Raw genomic sequence first — 16,117 nt, 5'->3', positions numbered from 1 at the left:
TGCCCTTTAAGGATTTTATCGAATCAACCTATATGATAATCCAGAGCATTCTACCTGAACTTTTAAAACAATAAATATTAACAGATGAAAAAACTAAACTTATCCCTCCTAATCTTAACTACTGTACTCTCTTTTTCGTGTAAACAGACTCAAAAAGAAGAACCAGCTACTGCGGCACTTACAGAAGACGAAATCAATGCTAAAGCCCTTAAAATACAAAAGGAAATTATTACGTTAGATACGCATTGCGATTTTAATGTGAATAATTTTACCGACTCTATTAATTACACTCAAGAATTAGAAACACAAATTACCTTACCTAAAATGGAAGCAGGCGGCTTGGATGTAGCTTGGTTTATTGTGTATACAGGTCAGGATTCCTTAACCGAAAGCGGTTACAAAGCAGCCTATGAAAATGCAATGGCAAAATTTAATGCAATTCATAAACTATGTGAAGAAATAGCGCCCGATGAAATTGAATTGGCTTTAACCTCAGATGATGTAAGACGTATCCATGCAAAGGGTAAGAAAGTAGCTATGATAGGTATTGAAAATGGATATTCTATTGGAACAGATCTTAATAATGTAAAGAAATTTTATGACCTCGGAGGTCGGTATATGTCACTTGCGCACCAAGGCCATAGTCAGTTAGCCGATTCTAATACAGGGGAAAAAGACAGTGTTTGGTTAAATAATGGTTTAAGCGAATTAGGAAAGCAAGTTATTGCAAAAATGAATAAATATGGAATGATGATAGATGTTTCTCATCCATCCAAAGAAGCTATGAGACAAATGATTGAGCTTACTAAAGCTCCAATTATTGCTTCCCACTCCTCTGCCCGCGCGTTGAGTAACCATAGTAGAAATTTAGATGATGAGCAGTTACAATGGCTTAAAGGAAATGGTGGCGTTGTACAAACTGTTGCTTTTAGTCCTTATGTAAGTGTTACTAAGGATAGTATTTTTAAAAATGAATCCAAGAAAGTACTTGAAGCAGAAGCTCAAAAACAAGGCTTTGAATTACTGGAAAGAGATAGTGTAATGACATTTTCTAAGGAAAAAAGAGAGGCATATTACCAGAAGTATATCGCTTTAAGAAATAATGCTGCTCCAAAATTAGATTCTCTTAAGAAAGTTGCAGACCCAGTAAACGTTGCTGATTTTGTAGATCATATTGATTATTTAATTGAGAAAGTGGGAATTGACCATGTTGGAATTAGTTCAGATTTTGATGGTGGCGGAGGTATTTATGGTTGGAATGATGCTTCTGAAACCTTAAATGTTACCAAAGAATTAGTAAGAAGAGGTTATACTAAAACAGAAATAGAAAAGCTGTGGAGTGGTAATTTACTACGTGTTTTAGATGAAGTACAAGCAGTAGCTCAAAAAATACAACAAGAAGAATAATGAAGGTTTAAACATACCTTTAACATCTTTAAAGCACCATATCTCAAAATGGTGCTTTATTTTTGTATAAAATTGTATCAATGAATATTAAGAATTTTAGACTTGTCAGTATATTAGAAGGAATTTCCTATTTATTACTTTTTGGAGTTACCATGCCTTTAAAATATTTAATGGATTTTCATGGGCCAAATAAAATTATCGGTATGATCCATGGAATCCTGTTCATTGCTTATGTGGTAATGGCTTTTGTTTTTTATAGAAGATTAAAATGGTCCTTCTCTACCCTATTTATTGTTTTGCTTTGTTCTATTATTCCATTTGGTACATTTTGGATGGAAAGAAAGTACTTACACCCTAATAAAGTACAAGAAAGTTAATTTTCTCTCATCTAAAGAAACGTTTTATACGTATTTATAGAAATTTTTAAGTATTTAAAAAGTTCACAACCAATTTAAATCCTTTAAAGAGGACTAATTCTCAATTGGTTTAGAGCTTTTTTACCAATACTAGAAATCGTAAAAAATAAGTAAAGTACATGAAAAGTAGTTTTAAAGATATTATAGAAGTAAATAAACCTGTATTAATAGATTTTTATGCAGACTGGTGTGGTCCATGCCAAACAATGATGCCAGTATTGGATGATGTTAAAAAAGCAATGGGTAATAACATCAATATCATTAAAATAAATGTAGATAAGAATCAAGAGTTAGCTGGTAGATTTCAAGTACGTGGTGTTCCTACATTTATGATTTTTAAAAACGGAGCTTCTGTTTGGCGACAATCAGGGATGATTTCAAAAAATGATTTAGTTAAAAAACTTACAGAGCATATTTAGATTTTTTTGTGTTAAGTATTAATTATTAAGTACTTAGCATAAAGTATTAAGATGAAATAAGAACAAAGATAAGTCGGAAGACAGAATGCAGTGTTCAATGTTCAGTAGGCGTACATTTTCAATCAAGAGTCAGGAATCAAGAGTCAGGAAGAGACAGAGATTGAAGAAGTCGGAAGTCGGAAGTCCGAAGTAAGGAGAAAAAAGGGGAACAAGAATAAAGAGAAGAGAATATAGACGGAAGCAGAAGACGGAAGACTGAATACAGAATGCAGTGTTCAATGTTCAATAGGCGTACATTTTCAATCAAGAGTCAGGAAGAGACAGAGATTGAAAGATTGAATAAGTCGGGAGTCCGAAGTAAGGAGAAAAAAGGGGAGCAAGAATAAAGAGAAGAGAATATAGACGGAAGTCAGTAGGCAATAGACAATAGGCAGAAGATTAAAGAATTCAATAATTTACACAATCACAACTTTGCTTCTTTGAACCTTTGCATCTTTGAGTTAGCATATAGCTTAAAGCATAAAGCCTCCCGACTTCCGACTTCTTTTCATTCCCACATTTTCAAATCTTCAAATCATAAAAGAGTATTTCATAAATTCATATTAAAACCTAAGGTTTACTTCATCAGCATTGTTAATTTTAGTATTTTTAAGAGAGTTACTTCAATAAAGAAAAAGAAGTACTTAATTGATAACACTAATTAACTATAACTATGCAAATAAATTTTGAGTACGACAGTGTTGCTGCTAGCAATCGTTTGGAAGAACTAGCTACTAAAAAACTTAATAAATTAGCAGATAAATACGATTTTATTGTAAGAGCTGATGTTTTTTTTAAAACTGAAAATACTTCTTCTAAAGAAACTGGAAAAATCTGTAATATCAGATTAAGCGTTCCTGGCCCGAGATTATTTGCTGAGGCTTCTCATGAAAAATTTGAAATGTCTATTGCAGAAGCTGGAGACGATCTAGATAAACAATTGAGAAAGAAAAAAGAAAAAATGAAAGCTAAGTAATAAGGCAAATCCCCTAAAAAATTCTACGCTAAGTATATAAATATTAATTAAATTCTACCTCAAGGCAGGCATTAGAAAATTAAATCCTCTATGAGGTATTAAAAAAACATTTATACGTGGAAAAAATGAGCATTATATCAACAAACGACCGACAAATAACTTTTATTTTTGATCCTAGCACTAAATTAGGACGAGAATGCCAAGCTTATGCCCTATCTTCTGAGGCTAAAATTTTGGCAATCGATTTAACAAAAACTAAAATTGCAGATACCGAATGGGTAGAAATAGCTGAGAGAATAGGTAAAACTGTTCCAGAATTGATTGCAAAAGACCATCCTGCATTTACAAATCTTTATGGGGAAGGAATTGAATTGGACAATACAGATGCTCTAAAAGTTTTAAATAAAAATCCAGAAACACTAGTATATCCAATTGCAATACGTGGAGACAAAGCGGTAATGGCGCATACATTTTCAGATATCTTAAAGCTTATAAAACCAGATTCTTCTGACGTTAAAATACCATAAAAATTTAATTTATAGACTTGAAGTTTAACAATGGTGATATTTTAAAATATTCCTTAAGAAATAAAAAAGCAGTTATATAGATTCTACTCAAAATAACTGCTTTTTGGTAATAATTACTTCCAAGAATCTTTAAAAGCAAAATCCTCCTGAGGAATCCGGTCTCTTTCACTTTTTTCCATTTCTAGAAGTTCACTATTTAATTTCTCAAAATCGCCTCCATAATATCCTAAAGCAATAGCAGTAGCTACATGAAATCCCTTTGGAATTTTAAATACTTTTTGGGCTTTTTCCCAATCGATTCCAGCCATTTGATGCATTCCTATTTTCATATATTGAGCTTGCACACTCATATTTCCAACGGCTAAGCCCAAATCGTGTAAAGCATGGAAATTTACATCACCCTCTTCTGTATTTTCTTTGTACGCGGTAATCATCAATAAAGGAGCATTGGTAACCCAACTCTTATTAAAATCGCTTAAACAGTCTAAAATTTTATCATAGGTGTCGCTTCCTTTTTCAGCATACATAAATCTCCATGGCTGCCTATTAAAAGAGCTTGGTGCCCACCTAGCAGCTTCAAAAAGCTGTTTTATTTCATTCTCTTGAAGTTTATCTTCTTTAAAAACTCTTGGACTCCAACGCATTTTTAAAAGTGCATAAATCTCATGGTTAGTTTTTGCTATTTTATCTAAATGTAATTGTTCTAATGCTGTCATAATTTTTTATTTTTTTGATGCTAGTTTTTGTTTAAAATCGTTGATTATTCCTCCTTTTAAAATAAGATTAATTTGACGCTCGCTCATAGAATGTTTAGTAAGAATTTCTTCTACCTTATTTTCATAAGAAACAACCAACCGAATTGGATTATTATTTTTTACGTCTTCTAACAGATTTTTAAAAGAAACCATTGCTCCTTGATGGATTTTGTCATAATCTGAAGTAGCTACAAATTCAAGAGGAAGAATTCCAAAATTAACCAAGTTCTGCCATGCAATACGGGCATAACTTTTGGCTACAACAGCTATTTGCCCTAAATATTTAGGTGCAATAGCAGCATGTTCCCTACTACTCCCCTGCGCATAATTATCGCCTGCTACAACAATATGACCTCCATATTGATTTTTGACCTCCATGGCTCTGTCATAAAAAGTCTCATCTATAACCGTATAAGAATATTTACTAATTTCGGGAATATTACTTCTAAAAGGGAGCACTTCTGCTCCTGCTTTTAAAATTTCGTCTGTAGAAATATTGTCTCCCATTTTTAAAACCACAGGAATCTCATAAGTATCATTTAAAGGTTCTATATGAGGCAATGCTTTTATATTAGGTCCTTTCTTTAAAGCCAATTCTTGTCCGTTTTCTGGAGGAGCAACCAACATATCTGTATTAATAATATCTATTTCTGGAGCTTCAAATTCAGGATACTTCATATTAAAAAGCTTTTCCATATCCCTTGGATCGGTAATTTTACCTGTTAATGCTGAAGCTGCTGCGGTTTCTGGACTACAAAGATGCACTTGGTCGTCTTTGGTTCCAGAACGATCAGGGAAGTTTCTCGGCATTGTACGCAAACTAATAGTTCCACTAGCTGGCGCTTGTCCCATTCCTATACATCCCATGCACCCCGATTGATGGAATCTTCCTCCTGCCTTTATTAAATTAGCAAAAGCACGATTATCAATCATATTCTGGATAATTTGTCTGGAAGTAGGATTAATATCAAAGGAAACATCTGGACTTATCGATTTATCTTTTACAATAGCCCCTGCCATCCAAAAATCGCGTAATCCAGGATTTGCAGAAGAACCAATTACAACCTGACTTATACTTTTTCCTTCTACTTCTCTAACCGGAACTACATTACCAGGACTGGTAGGCAAAGCTATAAGCGGAATCAATTCATCTAAAATAATTTCATCCTCTAGATCATATTCACACCCTTCATCGGCTATTAATTCCACCCAATCATCTTCTCTTTGTTGCGATTTTAAAAAGCGCTTGGTTTCTTCATCACTAGGGAATACAGTTGTAGTAGCGCCCAATTCTGCTCCCATATTAGCAATAACATGCCTGTCCATTGCGCTTAAATGTTTTAATCCGTCACCATAATATTCAATAATCTTTCCTACACCACCCTTTACATCATAACGTCTTAACATTTCCAAAATAACATCTTTGGCACTTACCCAGTCTGGAAGTTTTCCTGTTAATTTAACTCCCATAACTTGTGGCATTTTTACAAAATATGGTTGCCCTGCAATTGCAGCTGCAACATCCAGTCCTCCTGTTCCTATTGCTAGCATCCCTAAAGATCCAGCTGCAGGCGTATGACTATCTGATCCTACCAATGTTTTTCCTGGCTTTCCAAATCGCTCCATATGGACGGGATGGCTCACTCCATTTCCAGGTCGGCTATACCAAAGTCCAAATTTTTGTGCGGCAGAATGTAGGAAAAGATGATCGTCTGCATTTTTAAAATCTGTTTGCAATAAATTATGATCCACATATTGGACAGCAACTTCGGTTTTTGCAGTATCTAAACCCATTGCCTCTAATTCCAATTGCACCAAAGTACCTGTTGCATCTTGAAGTAACGCTTGGTCAATTTTAATTCCAATTTCGCTTCCAGGAGTCATTTCCCCTTGAAGCAAATGTGATTTTATAAGTTTTTGAGCTACGTTTAAGGGTTTGTTCATTATTAATTTTTTGAGTTGATAATTAATTATTCCCTTTAAGATACAATAGTTTTAACAGCTAACCATGTGTTTTAATGCACTTTAACGGAGGTTTAAGGATTGTTTAACAATACCTTATTTGTAGGAATAAAAAAATCCAAGCTTTCACTTGGATTTAAATAGTAAGGAAGTATTCTATTTTAGAAAACTTCATCTAATAGCTTTTTAAGCTCCTCCCATGATTTTTCATCCGCTTCTTTATTATATGCTAATGGCAAATCAAATTTCTTACCTAAAGAATCTGCATCTTTACTGGTATATGCATGCACAGCATCTTCATAAGCTATGTACTCATAATTTGCATTTACGCTATCCATTGCTTTTGTATAATTAACAATAGATTCTTCAGAAACAAATGGATCTGCAGTTCCATTACACACTAAAATTTTAGCTTTTATAGCATCTGTAGGCATTACAGGAAGCTGTACTCCACTATGAAAAGCTGCAACTGCATCCAAGTCTTCTCCCATATTTGCCATTGTTAGAACAACACTTCCTCCAAAGCAATAGCCTATAGCTGCAATCTCATTAGCATCTACATGTGGGTTACTTTTTAATGCTTTAAGAGCTGCATCAAATCTAGCTTTAGCTACCTCAATATTTTTCATAACCATCCCAGAGAATTTTCCAGCATCATTAGGATGCTTTGCTTGTTTTCCATCTCCATACATATCTACAGCCAAAGCCACATAGCCTAATTCTGCAAGCATGTCTGCTCGTTGTCTGCTATATTCATTATGTCCCCACCATTCGTGAACAACCAATATCCCAGGTCTTTTTTCTTTTAGTTCGGGATTGTATGCTATATAACCTTTCATGGTTGTGGAATCTGTTTTATAGCTTATTTCTTCCCCTTTAATCATGGTCATTTCAGGACCGCCATGAGGGGTTTCTACTTCAGGTTCCTTAATTACTTCCTCTTTGTTTTTTTTATCACTTTTACAACTTATGGAAAAGGATATCACTCCTATTAGCAATAAAAATTTAATGTTATTAATTTTCATAATATTTACTTTTAAAATAGGTTTAAAACAAAAAAGTCCGATTACTTAAAATCGGACTTTAATTTATTGGTTTCTGAAATTACTCAGATTTAGCCTCTTGAATCATTTCTTGACTTGCAACGATACCAAGCTCTACACGTCTATTTTTAACACGTCCATCCTCAGTATTATTATCAAATTTAGGCTGTGTTTCACCATACCATTTTGTAGTCATTCTAGAAGAAGCTACTCCATTAGCAGATAAAAAATCTCTAACCGACTTAGCTCTTTTTTCTGAAAGCGACATATTATATGAATCTGCTCCAGAACTATCTGTATGTCCTTCAATTAAAATATTTGTATCGTCATACTCTACAAAAACTTCGGCCATTTTTCTAAGCGTTTCCTGACCTTCAGGAGATATATCAGCAGAATTCAATGCAAATTTAACACCACTATTTTCATCAAAAGTAACATTAATACCTTCTCCAATTCTAGTAACTTCTGCACCAGGAATTGCCTCTTCAATAGCCTCTGCATTTCTATCCATTTTATTACCAATTCTATTACCAACGGCACCACCAACGGCTGCACCAATAATAGCTCCTAAAACAGAATTATTTCCGTCTCCTACATTATTTCCTATAATTCCACCAATAGCCGCTCCAGAACCAGCTCCAATAGCTGTTCCACGCTGTGTGTTATTAGAGTTTTTAATAGCTTCACAGCTTATAAGCATTAACACTGAAGTTAATACAATACCGCTTTTTAAAATTATTTTTTTCATGTTGTATAGTTATTTTTATTTAATCCCCAATTTATGGGTTTTATTTTTATCTAAGTGATGCAATTTTGGTAAACTGATACACTACAGTTACAGTTTCTGCGCCTACGCTAGCATCCGCAGAAATTACCATTTGTTGTGGAGATAAAGAATTGATTTGGAATACGTACCCATATCCTCCACTAATATCATTTTTCTTTTCGTCTATAAATTTAAATTGAAAACGGTTTGGAGTACCATTTGCATCGTCTTGAATAGACCAACGGATATTACGTTGTCCTGGAGAACACTCTCCCCCATCTAAAATGTTGTAATACCCTGTACTGTTGTTTGAGCGGAAAAACCATTCGCTACCTCTAAAGCACTTTGCAGAAACGTCATTAAATAAAATTGACTTAAAATAACCTTCGTTATTTTGATAATCAATATTTGTGAGTTTCCAAGTTCCATCTAAGGTTTTTCGGTTGTCTTTATTTTCCTTGCTAAGTCCGCAGGAAGTTAATACCAAAGACACCATAAGTATAAGAATATACGCCTTATTTTTCATGATTGTTTAGTTTAATAATTATTGTTGATGTAACATCTAAGATAATAAAAATCCGCCTTAAAATAAGTATTTGCTTGTTAAATTAACATTTATTTAATTCCGTAAAAATGCTAATATGAGAGTAAATTCAACAATTCTTTTTCCAATCTAGACTTGGCTAAAAACTGGTTTTCAAGATTTTTAGCAAATGGAATTGGGGTTTCTAAACTAGCTACACGCTTAACAGGAGCATCTAAATACTCAAAACAATTCTCCATAATTAAGGCTGAAATATCACTTGAAATACCTCCAAAAAGAGTGTCTTCCTGTAAAATAAGGGCTTTTCCTGTTTTCTTTACTGAAGAATAAATCATTTTCGTATCTAACGGAGAAAGTGTCCTCAAATCTATTAGCTCTACAGAAATATCTTTATGTGCTTCTAATACTTCTAATGCCCAATGCACCCCCATACCGTAGGTAATAATACTAACGTCTTTTCCTTCTTTTATAACAGAGGCTATTCCTAATTCTATATCGAAGTAATTATCTGACACATCTTGATAGACATTTCTGTACAAAGCTTTATGTTCAAAAAACATAACAGGATTAGGGTCGTTAATAGCTGCAATAAGTAATCCTTTTGCATCTTGTGGAAATGCAGGGTACACTACTTTTAACCCAGGCACTTTTGTAAACCAAGCCTCATTAGTTTGTGAATGAAAAGGGCCTGCGCCTACTCCACCCCCGCAAGGCAACCTAATAACAACATCGGCATTTTGCTCCCATCTATAATACGATTTTGCTAAATAATTTACAATTGGATTAAAACCGCTAGAAACAAAATCTGAAAATTGCATTTCTACCACAGCCTTCATTTTATTTATAGAAAGTCCCATTGCTGTAGCTACAATTCCAGATTCACAAATGGGCGTATTTCTAATTCTATCTTTTCCAAATTGCTCAACAAAGCCTTCTGTTATTTTAAAAACACCTCCATATTCTGCTATGTCTTGCCCCATAACAATAAGATTATCATGCTTTTCTAAGCTTTGTTTTAAACCTTCAGAAACAGCATCAATATACCGAATGTTATTTTTTGATTCCGAATTCTTAAATAACTTATTAACAGTATTATAATAAACATCATTTAATTCATTAGTTTCATCAGAAACAATAGAATTTTCAGCATAAGAAATTTGTAAATTCTCATCAATTTCTGCTTGAATACTATCTTTATAATACGTTTCTATATCCTTAGTAAGAATTCCTTCATCATTTAAAAACTTACTATAGTTACTAATTGGATCTTTAGTAGCCCATTCATTAAGCAATTCATCTGGAACATATTTAGTGCCACTAGCCTCTTCATGGCCGCGCATTCTAAAGGTTTTAAACTCCAATAAAACAGGTCTCGGGTTTTCTCTTACACTTTTAGCAATCTCATTTACTTTGGTATACACTTCTAAAACATTATTCCCTTCAATAATATGAGCTTCCATACCGTAACCAATCCCTTTATCTGCAATATTTTTGCAATTAAACTGTTCATTTATAGGGGTTGAAAGTCCATAACCATTATTTTCAACACAAAAAAGTACAGGCAAATCCCACACCGAAGCAATATTAAGAGCTTCATGAAAATCTCCTTCGCTAGTTCCTCCTTCTCCTGTAAATACAGCAGTTACCTTTGCCTCCTTTCTAAGTTTATGTGCCAATGCAATCCCATCTGCTACCCCCAATTGAGGTCCCAAATGAGAAATCATTCCTACAATTTTATATTCTTGTGTTCCAAAATGAAAACTCCGATCTCTTCCCTTGGTAAAACCACTAGCTTTCCCTTGCCATTGTGAGAAAAGTCGGTTTAAGGGAATTTTTCTTGTAGTAAAAACCCCTAAGTTACGATGCATCGGTAAAATATATTCATCCGGTTGAAGCGCCATTGTAACGCCTACAGAAATAGCCTCTTGCCCTATTCCACTAAACCATTTTGAAATCTTTCCTTGACGCAATAGGATTAGCATTTTTTCTTCTATCATTCTAGATTTCAACATGTTTCGAAACAATTCTAAAAGTATAGGATTGCTAACAAATCGATTATCAAATTCAAAAGAATAAGGCGTAGTAGTATGATTCATAACTAGAGCTTTAAATCAAATTTAGAAAAAAATAGTATCATATAAGTAGTTTTTATGTGTTGAAAAATGTTCTTTTTGAAATTATAGAATCGCATAATAAATCGCTACATTTGTTATATATATGAGGCTTAGGCTTCTAAAAATGTTATAAAAATGAATAAAGTACCCAGCGTTGATTTAAGTGATTTTCTTTCTGAAGACCCTGCTCGAAAGCAGAAATTTATTAATGAAATTGGTAAAGCGTATGAAGATATTGGTTTTGTAGCTTTAAAAGGTCATTTTTTATCAGATCAATTAATAGAAGGTTTATATAGTGAAATTAAGAAGTTTTTTGACCTTCCGCAGGAGGTAAAAGACAAATATGAAATTGAAGGAATTGGAGGCCAACGAGGGTATACTTCCTTCGGAAAAGAACATGCTAAAGGTCGCAAAGAAGGCGATTTAAAAGAGTTTTGGCATTTCGGACAATATGTGGAAGACAATCCTAAATTAGAAAAAGAATATCCAGAAAATGTACAAGTAGCAGAGCTTCCAAATTTTAATGAAGTAGGAAAAGAAACCTATAAACAGCTTGAAAAAACTGCCAAATATGTTTTAAGAGCTTTAGCTTTACATTTAGATTTAGAAGAAACCTATTTTGATAAGTACATTAAAAATGGGAATTCTATTTTACGCCCTATTCACTACCCTCCAATTAAAGAAGAGCCAAAAAATGCTGTAAGAGCTGCCGCACATGGAGATATTAACTTGATAACCTTATTAATGGGAGCTCAAGGAAGAGGACTTCAAGTACAAAATCATGAGGGAGAATGGATTGATGCTATTGCAGAACCCGACGAATTAATGATTAATGTTGGAGATATGCTTTCTAGACATACTAATAACAGACTAAAATCTACTATCCATCAAGTTATTAATCCGCCAAAAGAACTTTGGGGAACTTCTCGCTATTCGGTACCGTTTTTTATGCATCCTGTAAGCGACATGCCATTAGATGTACTAGAAAATTGTATTGATGATGAGCATCCTAAACTTTATGATGATATTACCTCTGGAGAGTTTCTTTATGAGCGTTTAATTGAACTTGGATTAATTAAAGTATAATTTCTTTCTAAAAATTACGAATCGTAAAAATGGACTTACAAGACCAATTAAAAAATTTATTTCCGGAACACGAATTTAAAGAAGAACCAACGCAAAAAGCAGATCCAAACGCCATCTGGATGCAAGAAGACCCGCTTTTATGTAAATATGAAAAGCGCAAAGGCAAACCTATTACTATAATTGACGGATATACTGGCGCTACAGAAGATTTTAAAAAATTAGCCAAAGAATTAAAAACAAAACTTAGTGTTGGAGGTTCTTTTAAAGATGACAAAATAATCCTTCAAGGAGATTTTAGGGATACTATAATGGAGCTATTAAAAGAAAAAGGTTTTAAAGTGAAACGTGTTGGAGGTTAACGAATTAGTTGAAAGATAAACCATAGCGGGCACTCTCGGATTATTCTAGTTTTTATTCAATAAATATTAATTATAATCGTTATAGAATTAACGTACTTTTTCTTGTTTATTAAATCGTATTTAATACATTTACAGTCCTCAACCCTATATTAAATGGCTAAGACACTTCATATTACAAACGGAGACAGCTTTACTACTGTCTTAAACGAGCTCAATATTTCTGGTGATATAATTACGTGGCGAGAAATGCTATGTGAAGGAAAAACTATTAATGAAGTTGGTAGTGAATCCTTTTGGCGTCAACGCTACGAATTCCTCAACAGAGCCTATAAAATTACAAAAGACACCTTTATAAATAGGACTTTAAAAGAATATAGGAACTTATGTAATCAAAAGAGTCAAGAGGAAATTGTTCTTTGGTTTGAATACGATCTTTTTTGTCAAGTTAATATGATTGCTGTATTGAGTTGGTTAAAGAAAAACCGTAGTGATGCAGATATATTTTTAGCTTGTTCTGGAAAAGAAGATGCTACAGATAAACTATATGCACTTACAGAACTCAGCAAAGAGAAATTAGAAAAACTTTACGAAAATAGAGTTTTACTAACTAAAGATGATATTGAATATGGAGATTATATCTGGCAATTGTATTGTGAGAACAATCCTATAAGACTTCAAAATGCAATCAAACAAAACACGAGTGAACTTACCTATTTATCTAAAGCTATGGAATCTCATATTCATAGGTTTCCGAGCTTAAAAAATGGATTGAATGAGTTGGAAAATAAAATGTTGGAAAAAAGTCTTAATAAACAACTAAAGTCAAAAGACGACATTATACAAGAAATGCTTCTAGATCAAGGAATCTATGGTTTTGGAGACATTCAATTTGTAAAAATGGCGAATAATTTAAGACCTTTATTTAAATCTTTTAATCCTGTAAAACTTACCAAAACAGGTGCTAAAGTAGCCGAGAAATTAGAAAATTACTATCCAAACATACGTAGCGACAAGGAATATTTAGGAGGGACTCCAAAATATTCTTTTTTATTTATGGAAGATAGTGAACAACTCCTAAAACTATAAAATGGCAAAAATTGCTGAATCTGAATTGATACTGAATGACGACGGCAGTATTTATCATTTAAATCTTCTTCCAGAAGACATTGCAGACACCATAATAACTGTTGGAGATCCAGACAGAGTGGCTACGGTTTCTAAGTATTTTGATACTATTGAGTTGAAAAAAGGAAAACGAGAGTTTGTAACACATACCGGAACCTTAAATAATAAGCGAATTTCTGTAATTTCTACAGGAATTGGAACGGATAATATTGATATTGTTTTAAATGAACTCGATGCTTTAGTAAATATAGATTTTGCTACCCGCACTATAAAAAAGAAACTCACCTCTCTTAATATTATTAGAATTGGAACAACAGGCTCTCTTCAGCCAGAAATTAAGGTAGACGACTTTTTAATGAGTGAATATGCGGTGGGGTTTGATAGTTTGCTTCATTTTTACCAAAGTGAAGAGATTCAATATACAGACATTCAGCAAAAAATAGTAAAACATACCAATTGGTTTCAGAAAAAATCAATGCCTTATGTTGTTTCTTATGATGAAAGTTTAGCAAGTAAATTACTATCTGAAAATGTACATTTAGGATTTACAGCAACCAATGTTGGATTTTATGGTCCGCAATCTAGAAAATTACGTTTAGAAGTTCAAGATCCCTCATTAAACGATAAATTAGCATCCTTTGATTACAACGGACTAAAGATTACTAATTTAGAAATGGAAACCGCTGGAATTTATGGCTTGGCAAAATTACTAGGACACAAAGCGGTATCTATGAATTGTATTCTTGCAAATCGACCTAACAAAAATTTTTCTAAAGATCCACTAAAAGCTACCGAAAAACTTATTCAATATACACTAGAAAAAATTACGCACATTTAAACTCTTTTATTTAGCTTTGACCTAAGATAAAATTGCTAAAAACCCCCTACATAAAAGCTGTATAAAGATGAAGAAAATTAAAATTGCTGGTGTTCCTGAGCATTTCAATTTACCTTGGCATTTAGCTATAGAAGACGGTGCATTCGAAAACCGAGGAATCGATTTAGAGTGGACAGAAGTTCCTGAAGGTACTGGAAGAATGTGTACTATGCTTCGCGACGGTGAAACCGATATTGCTATTATTCTTACTGAAGGAATTGTTAAAGATATTGTTGCAGGAAATCCTTCAAAGATAGTTCAGGTTTTTGTACAATCGCCTTTATATTGGGGAATTCATGTTGCCGCTAATTCATCTAATAAAAAAGTAGCTGATTTAAAAGATAAAAAGGCTGCTATTTCTAGATACGGAAGCGGAAGTCATTTAATGGCTGTTGTAAATGCCAATAATAATGGTTGGAGTTATAAAAATCTAGAATTTGAGGTTGTAAACAATGTAGATGGCGCTATTGAAGCCTTAAACAATGGTACTGCCGATTATTTTATGTGGGAGCACTTTACAACAAAACCTTTGGTAGATAAAGGCATTTTCCGTAGAGTTGACGACTGCCCTACTCCATGGCCTTGCTTTGTAATTGCGGTTACAGATAAGTTGCTGGAAAAAAGTCCTTCTCTAGTAAATCATATTCTTGAAGTTATTAATACTTATACAGAAGATTTTAAAGACATTCCAAGTATTGACAGAATGTTAGCTAATAGATATGAACAAAAAGTTGAAGACATCCAAGAGTGGCTTTCTATTACCCGATGGAGTCAGGAAAACATCACTCCTATTATGGTTAAAAACATTCAAGAGCAACTAGAAAGATTGGCAATTATTGAAAAAACACTACCTTATTCTAAAATTGTTACCAAAGTATAGGCTCTTTATTGTTTTTTAGTAAAATCTCATTACACTTACTAAAATGATTATTTCCAAACCAAAATCCTCTATTTGCACTAAGTGGAGATGGGTGTCCAGAAGTTAATATATCATGTTTGTTGGTGTCTATTAATTTTACTTTTCTTTTGGCATAGCCTCCCCAAAGTAAAAAAACAACGTTTTCTTTTTTATCAGAAATAGTTTTAATAACCACATCTGTAAAAGTTTCCCAGCCCTTTTTTTGGTGACTTCCAGCTTCGTGGGCTCTAACAGTTAAGGTAGCATTTAAAAGAAGTACCCCTTGCTTTGCCCAAGCTTCTAAATTACCACTGTCTGGGTATTCTTTACCTACATCGGTTTGTAGTTCTTTAAAAATATTTACTAGGGAGGGTGGATGTTTAATCCCCTCCTTAACAGAAAAGCACAAGCCATTTGCTTGATCAACCCCATGATATGGATCTTGACCAATAATAACAACCTTTACATCATCAAATGGACAGTAACTAAAAGCATTGAATATTTCATTTTCTGGAGGAAAACAAGTGTGGTGAGCATATTCTTCTTTTACATAAGAAGTTAATTCTTTAAAGTACTCCTTCTCAAACTCATTATGTAAAACCGTTTTCCAACTAGATTCAATAGCAATATTCATTATTAATAATTTAGAATGGTAAATATAAAAGTTTAGGATTCTATAAATAGAAAATTATACTATTTTCATTTAGTAATTTAAAATAAAGGAGCTAGTTTTTAAAACTCTTATACGAGTAACTATAAATCCAAATTAGTATGTAAATTTGCAAGAATCCAAAGCATTCGGAT

Annotated in this window: 17 protein-coding genes; 10 read left to right on the top strand and 7 right to left on the bottom strand. The window is 33.2% G+C overall.

Features of this window, described 5'->3' with window-relative positions:
* Positions 1 to 84 precede the first annotated feature (84 nt).
* The 5 genes from JOOMADRAFT_RS15130 (at position 85) to JOOMADRAFT_RS15110 (ending at position 3,784) form a co-directional block, all read left to right on the top strand.
* Complete coding sequence (locus JOOMADRAFT_RS15130; RefSeq protein ID WP_008614892.1) at positions 85 to 1,407, top strand: dipeptidase; 1,323 nt, start codon at positions 85 to 87, stop codon at positions 1,405 to 1,407.
* 80 nt (positions 1,408 to 1,487) lie between these two features.
* Positions 1,488 to 1,784 (top strand): DUF3817 domain-containing protein, encoded by a 297-nt coding sequence (locus tag JOOMADRAFT_RS15125; protein ID WP_008614890.1) that lies wholly within the window; start codon positions 1,488 to 1,490, stop codon positions 1,782 to 1,784.
* 158 nt (positions 1,785 to 1,942) lie between these two features.
* Positions 1,943 to 2,242: a thioredoxin gene (gene trxA, locus JOOMADRAFT_RS15120; RefSeq protein WP_008614888.1), complete on the top strand. Its 300-nt coding sequence runs from the start codon at positions 1,943 to 1,945 to the stop codon at positions 2,240 to 2,242.
* A 712-nt stretch (positions 2,243 to 2,954) separates the two neighbouring features.
* On the top strand, positions 2,955 to 3,257 hold the full coding sequence (gene hpf / locus JOOMADRAFT_RS15115; RefSeq protein WP_008614879.1) for a ribosome hibernation-promoting factor, HPF/YfiA family: 303 nt from the start codon (positions 2,955 to 2,957) through the stop codon (positions 3,255 to 3,257).
* Between the two features lie 125 nt (positions 3,258 to 3,382).
* The gene (locus tag JOOMADRAFT_RS15110) at positions 3,383 to 3,784 is read left to right on the top strand and encodes an arsenate reductase family protein (protein WP_040879773.1); all 402 of its coding nucleotides are present in this window, start codon (positions 3,383 to 3,385) and stop codon (positions 3,782 to 3,784) included.
* Between the two features lie 113 nt (positions 3,785 to 3,897).
* Here the strand turns inward: JOOMADRAFT_RS15110 and JOOMADRAFT_RS15105 are convergent, their stop codons facing one another.
* The 6 genes from JOOMADRAFT_RS15105 to JOOMADRAFT_RS15080 form a co-directional block, all read right to left on the bottom strand.
* Positions 3,898 to 4,500 (bottom strand): nitroreductase family protein, encoded by a 603-nt coding sequence (locus JOOMADRAFT_RS15105; protein WP_008614870.1) that lies wholly within the window; start codon positions 4,498 to 4,500, stop codon positions 3,898 to 3,900.
* A gap of 6 nt (positions 4,501 to 4,506) precedes the next feature.
* Positions 4,507 to 6,483: an aconitate hydratase gene (locus tag JOOMADRAFT_RS15100; protein WP_008614868.1), complete on the bottom strand. Its 1,977-nt coding sequence runs from the start codon at positions 6,481 to 6,483 to the stop codon at positions 4,507 to 4,509.
* 179 nt (positions 6,484 to 6,662) lie between these two features.
* Positions 6,663 to 7,526, bottom strand: coding sequence for a dienelactone hydrolase family protein (locus JOOMADRAFT_RS15095; protein WP_008614867.1), 864 nt, complete (start codon positions 7,524 to 7,526; stop codon positions 6,663 to 6,665).
* Between the two features lie 79 nt (positions 7,527 to 7,605).
* Positions 7,606 to 8,292: an OmpA family protein gene (locus JOOMADRAFT_RS15090; protein ID WP_008614866.1), complete on the bottom strand. Its 687-nt coding sequence runs from the start codon at positions 8,290 to 8,292 to the stop codon at positions 7,606 to 7,608.
* A 46-nt stretch (positions 8,293 to 8,338) separates the two neighbouring features.
* The gene (locus tag JOOMADRAFT_RS15085) at positions 8,339 to 8,836 is read right to left on the bottom strand and encodes a lipocalin-like domain-containing protein (RefSeq protein ID WP_008614865.1); all 498 of its coding nucleotides are present in this window, start codon (positions 8,834 to 8,836) and stop codon (positions 8,339 to 8,341) included.
* Between the two features lie 110 nt (positions 8,837 to 8,946).
* Positions 8,947 to 10,950 carry an alpha-ketoacid dehydrogenase subunit alpha/beta gene (locus JOOMADRAFT_RS15080; protein WP_008614863.1) on the bottom strand — a complete coding sequence of 668 codons (2,004 nt, stop codon included), beginning with the start codon at positions 10,948 to 10,950 and terminating at the stop codon, positions 8,947 to 8,949.
* Between the two features lie 153 nt (positions 10,951 to 11,103).
* On the opposite strand from JOOMADRAFT_RS15080, the gene JOOMADRAFT_RS15075 reads away from it, so the two are divergent.
* The 5 genes from JOOMADRAFT_RS15075 to JOOMADRAFT_RS15055 all read left to right on the top strand — a co-directional run bounded on the left by JOOMADRAFT_RS15075 (position 11,104) and on the right by JOOMADRAFT_RS15055 (position 15,295).
* On the top strand, positions 11,104 to 12,054 hold the full coding sequence (locus JOOMADRAFT_RS15075) for an isopenicillin N synthase family dioxygenase (RefSeq protein WP_008614861.1): 951 nt from the start codon (positions 11,104 to 11,106) through the stop codon (positions 12,052 to 12,054).
* 29 nt (positions 12,055 to 12,083) lie between these two features.
* Positions 12,084 to 12,413: a translation initiation factor gene (locus tag JOOMADRAFT_RS15070; RefSeq protein ID WP_008614859.1), complete on the top strand. Its 330-nt coding sequence runs from the start codon at positions 12,084 to 12,086 to the stop codon at positions 12,411 to 12,413.
* Between the two features lie 153 nt (positions 12,414 to 12,566).
* On the top strand, positions 12,567 to 13,499 hold the full coding sequence (locus JOOMADRAFT_RS15065) for a DUF1835 domain-containing protein (RefSeq protein ID WP_008614857.1): 933 nt from the start codon (positions 12,567 to 12,569) through the stop codon (positions 13,497 to 13,499).
* 1 nt (position 13,500) lies between these two features.
* Positions 13,501 to 14,376, top strand: coding sequence for a nucleoside phosphorylase (locus tag JOOMADRAFT_RS15060; protein WP_008614846.1), 876 nt, complete (start codon positions 13,501 to 13,503; stop codon positions 14,374 to 14,376).
* 67 nt (positions 14,377 to 14,443) lie between these two features.
* Entirely contained in the window at positions 14,444 to 15,295 is an 852-nt protein-coding gene (locus JOOMADRAFT_RS15055) for a substrate-binding domain-containing protein (protein ID WP_008614845.1), read from the top strand.
* On the opposite strand, the gene JOOMADRAFT_RS15050 is transcribed toward JOOMADRAFT_RS15055, so the two are convergent.
* Positions 15,282 to 15,947, bottom strand: a complete 666-nt coding sequence (locus JOOMADRAFT_RS15050; protein WP_008614844.1) for a uracil-DNA glycosylase — start codon at positions 15,945 to 15,947, stop codon at positions 15,282 to 15,284. The genes JOOMADRAFT_RS15055 and JOOMADRAFT_RS15050 overlap by 14 nt on opposite strands.
* Between the last annotated feature and the right edge of the window lie 170 nt (positions 15,948 to 16,117).

Origin of the sequence: Galbibacter orientalis DSM 19592, from assembly GCF_000260115.1 — a bacterium.
In the GTDB taxonomy this organism is placed as follows: domain Bacteria; phylum Bacteroidota; class Bacteroidia; order Flavobacteriales; family Flavobacteriaceae; genus Galbibacter; species Galbibacter orientalis.
This window is presented reverse-complemented; position numbering and strand designations above follow the sequence as displayed.

Coding starts and splice junctions, on each gene's coding strand:
- JOOMADRAFT_RS15060 (WP_008614846.1), top strand. CDS start 13,501: ATGGCAAAAATTGCTGAATCTGAATTGATACTGAATGACGACGGCAGT.
- hpf (WP_008614879.1), top strand. CDS start 2,955: ATGCAAATAAATTTTGAGTACGACAGTGTTGCTGCTAGCAATCGTTTG.
- JOOMADRAFT_RS15090 (WP_008614866.1), bottom strand. CDS start 8,292: ATGAAAAAAATAATTTTAAAAAGCGGTATTGTATTAACTTCAGTGTTA.
- JOOMADRAFT_RS15125 (WP_008614890.1), top strand. CDS start 1,488: ATGAATATTAAGAATTTTAGACTTGTCAGTATATTAGAAGGAATTTCC.
- JOOMADRAFT_RS15065 (WP_008614857.1), top strand. CDS start 12,567: ATGGCTAAGACACTTCATATTACAAACGGAGACAGCTTTACTACTGTC.
- JOOMADRAFT_RS15070 (WP_008614859.1), top strand. CDS start 12,084: ATGGACTTACAAGACCAATTAAAAAATTTATTTCCGGAACACGAATTT.
- JOOMADRAFT_RS15095 (WP_008614867.1), bottom strand. CDS start 7,526: ATGAAAATTAATAACATTAAATTTTTATTGCTAATAGGAGTGATATCC.
- JOOMADRAFT_RS15085 (WP_008614865.1), bottom strand. CDS start 8,836: ATGAAAAATAAGGCGTATATTCTTATACTTATGGTGTCTTTGGTATTA.
- JOOMADRAFT_RS15105 (WP_008614870.1), bottom strand. CDS start 4,500: ATGACAGCATTAGAACAATTACATTTAGATAAAATAGCAAAAACTAAC.
- JOOMADRAFT_RS15055 (WP_008614845.1), top strand. CDS start 14,444: ATGAAGAAAATTAAAATTGCTGGTGTTCCTGAGCATTTCAATTTACCT.
- JOOMADRAFT_RS15100 (WP_008614868.1), bottom strand. CDS start 6,483: ATGAACAAACCCTTAAACGTAGCTCAAAAACTTATAAAATCACATTTG.
- JOOMADRAFT_RS15075 (WP_008614861.1), top strand. CDS start 11,104: ATGAATAAAGTACCCAGCGTTGATTTAAGTGATTTTCTTTCTGAAGAC.
- JOOMADRAFT_RS15130 (WP_008614892.1), top strand. CDS start 85: ATGAAAAAACTAAACTTATCCCTCCTAATCTTAACTACTGTACTCTCT.
- trxA (WP_008614888.1), top strand. CDS start 1,943: ATGAAAAGTAGTTTTAAAGATATTATAGAAGTAAATAAACCTGTATTA.
- JOOMADRAFT_RS15110 (WP_040879773.1), top strand. CDS start 3,383: ATGAGCATTATATCAACAAACGACCGACAAATAACTTTTATTTTTGAT.
- JOOMADRAFT_RS15080 (WP_008614863.1), bottom strand. CDS start 10,950: ATGAATCATACTACTACGCCTTATTCTTTTGAATTTGATAATCGATTT.
- JOOMADRAFT_RS15050 (WP_008614844.1), bottom strand. CDS start 15,947: ATGAATATTGCTATTGAATCTAGTTGGAAAACGGTTTTACATAATGAG.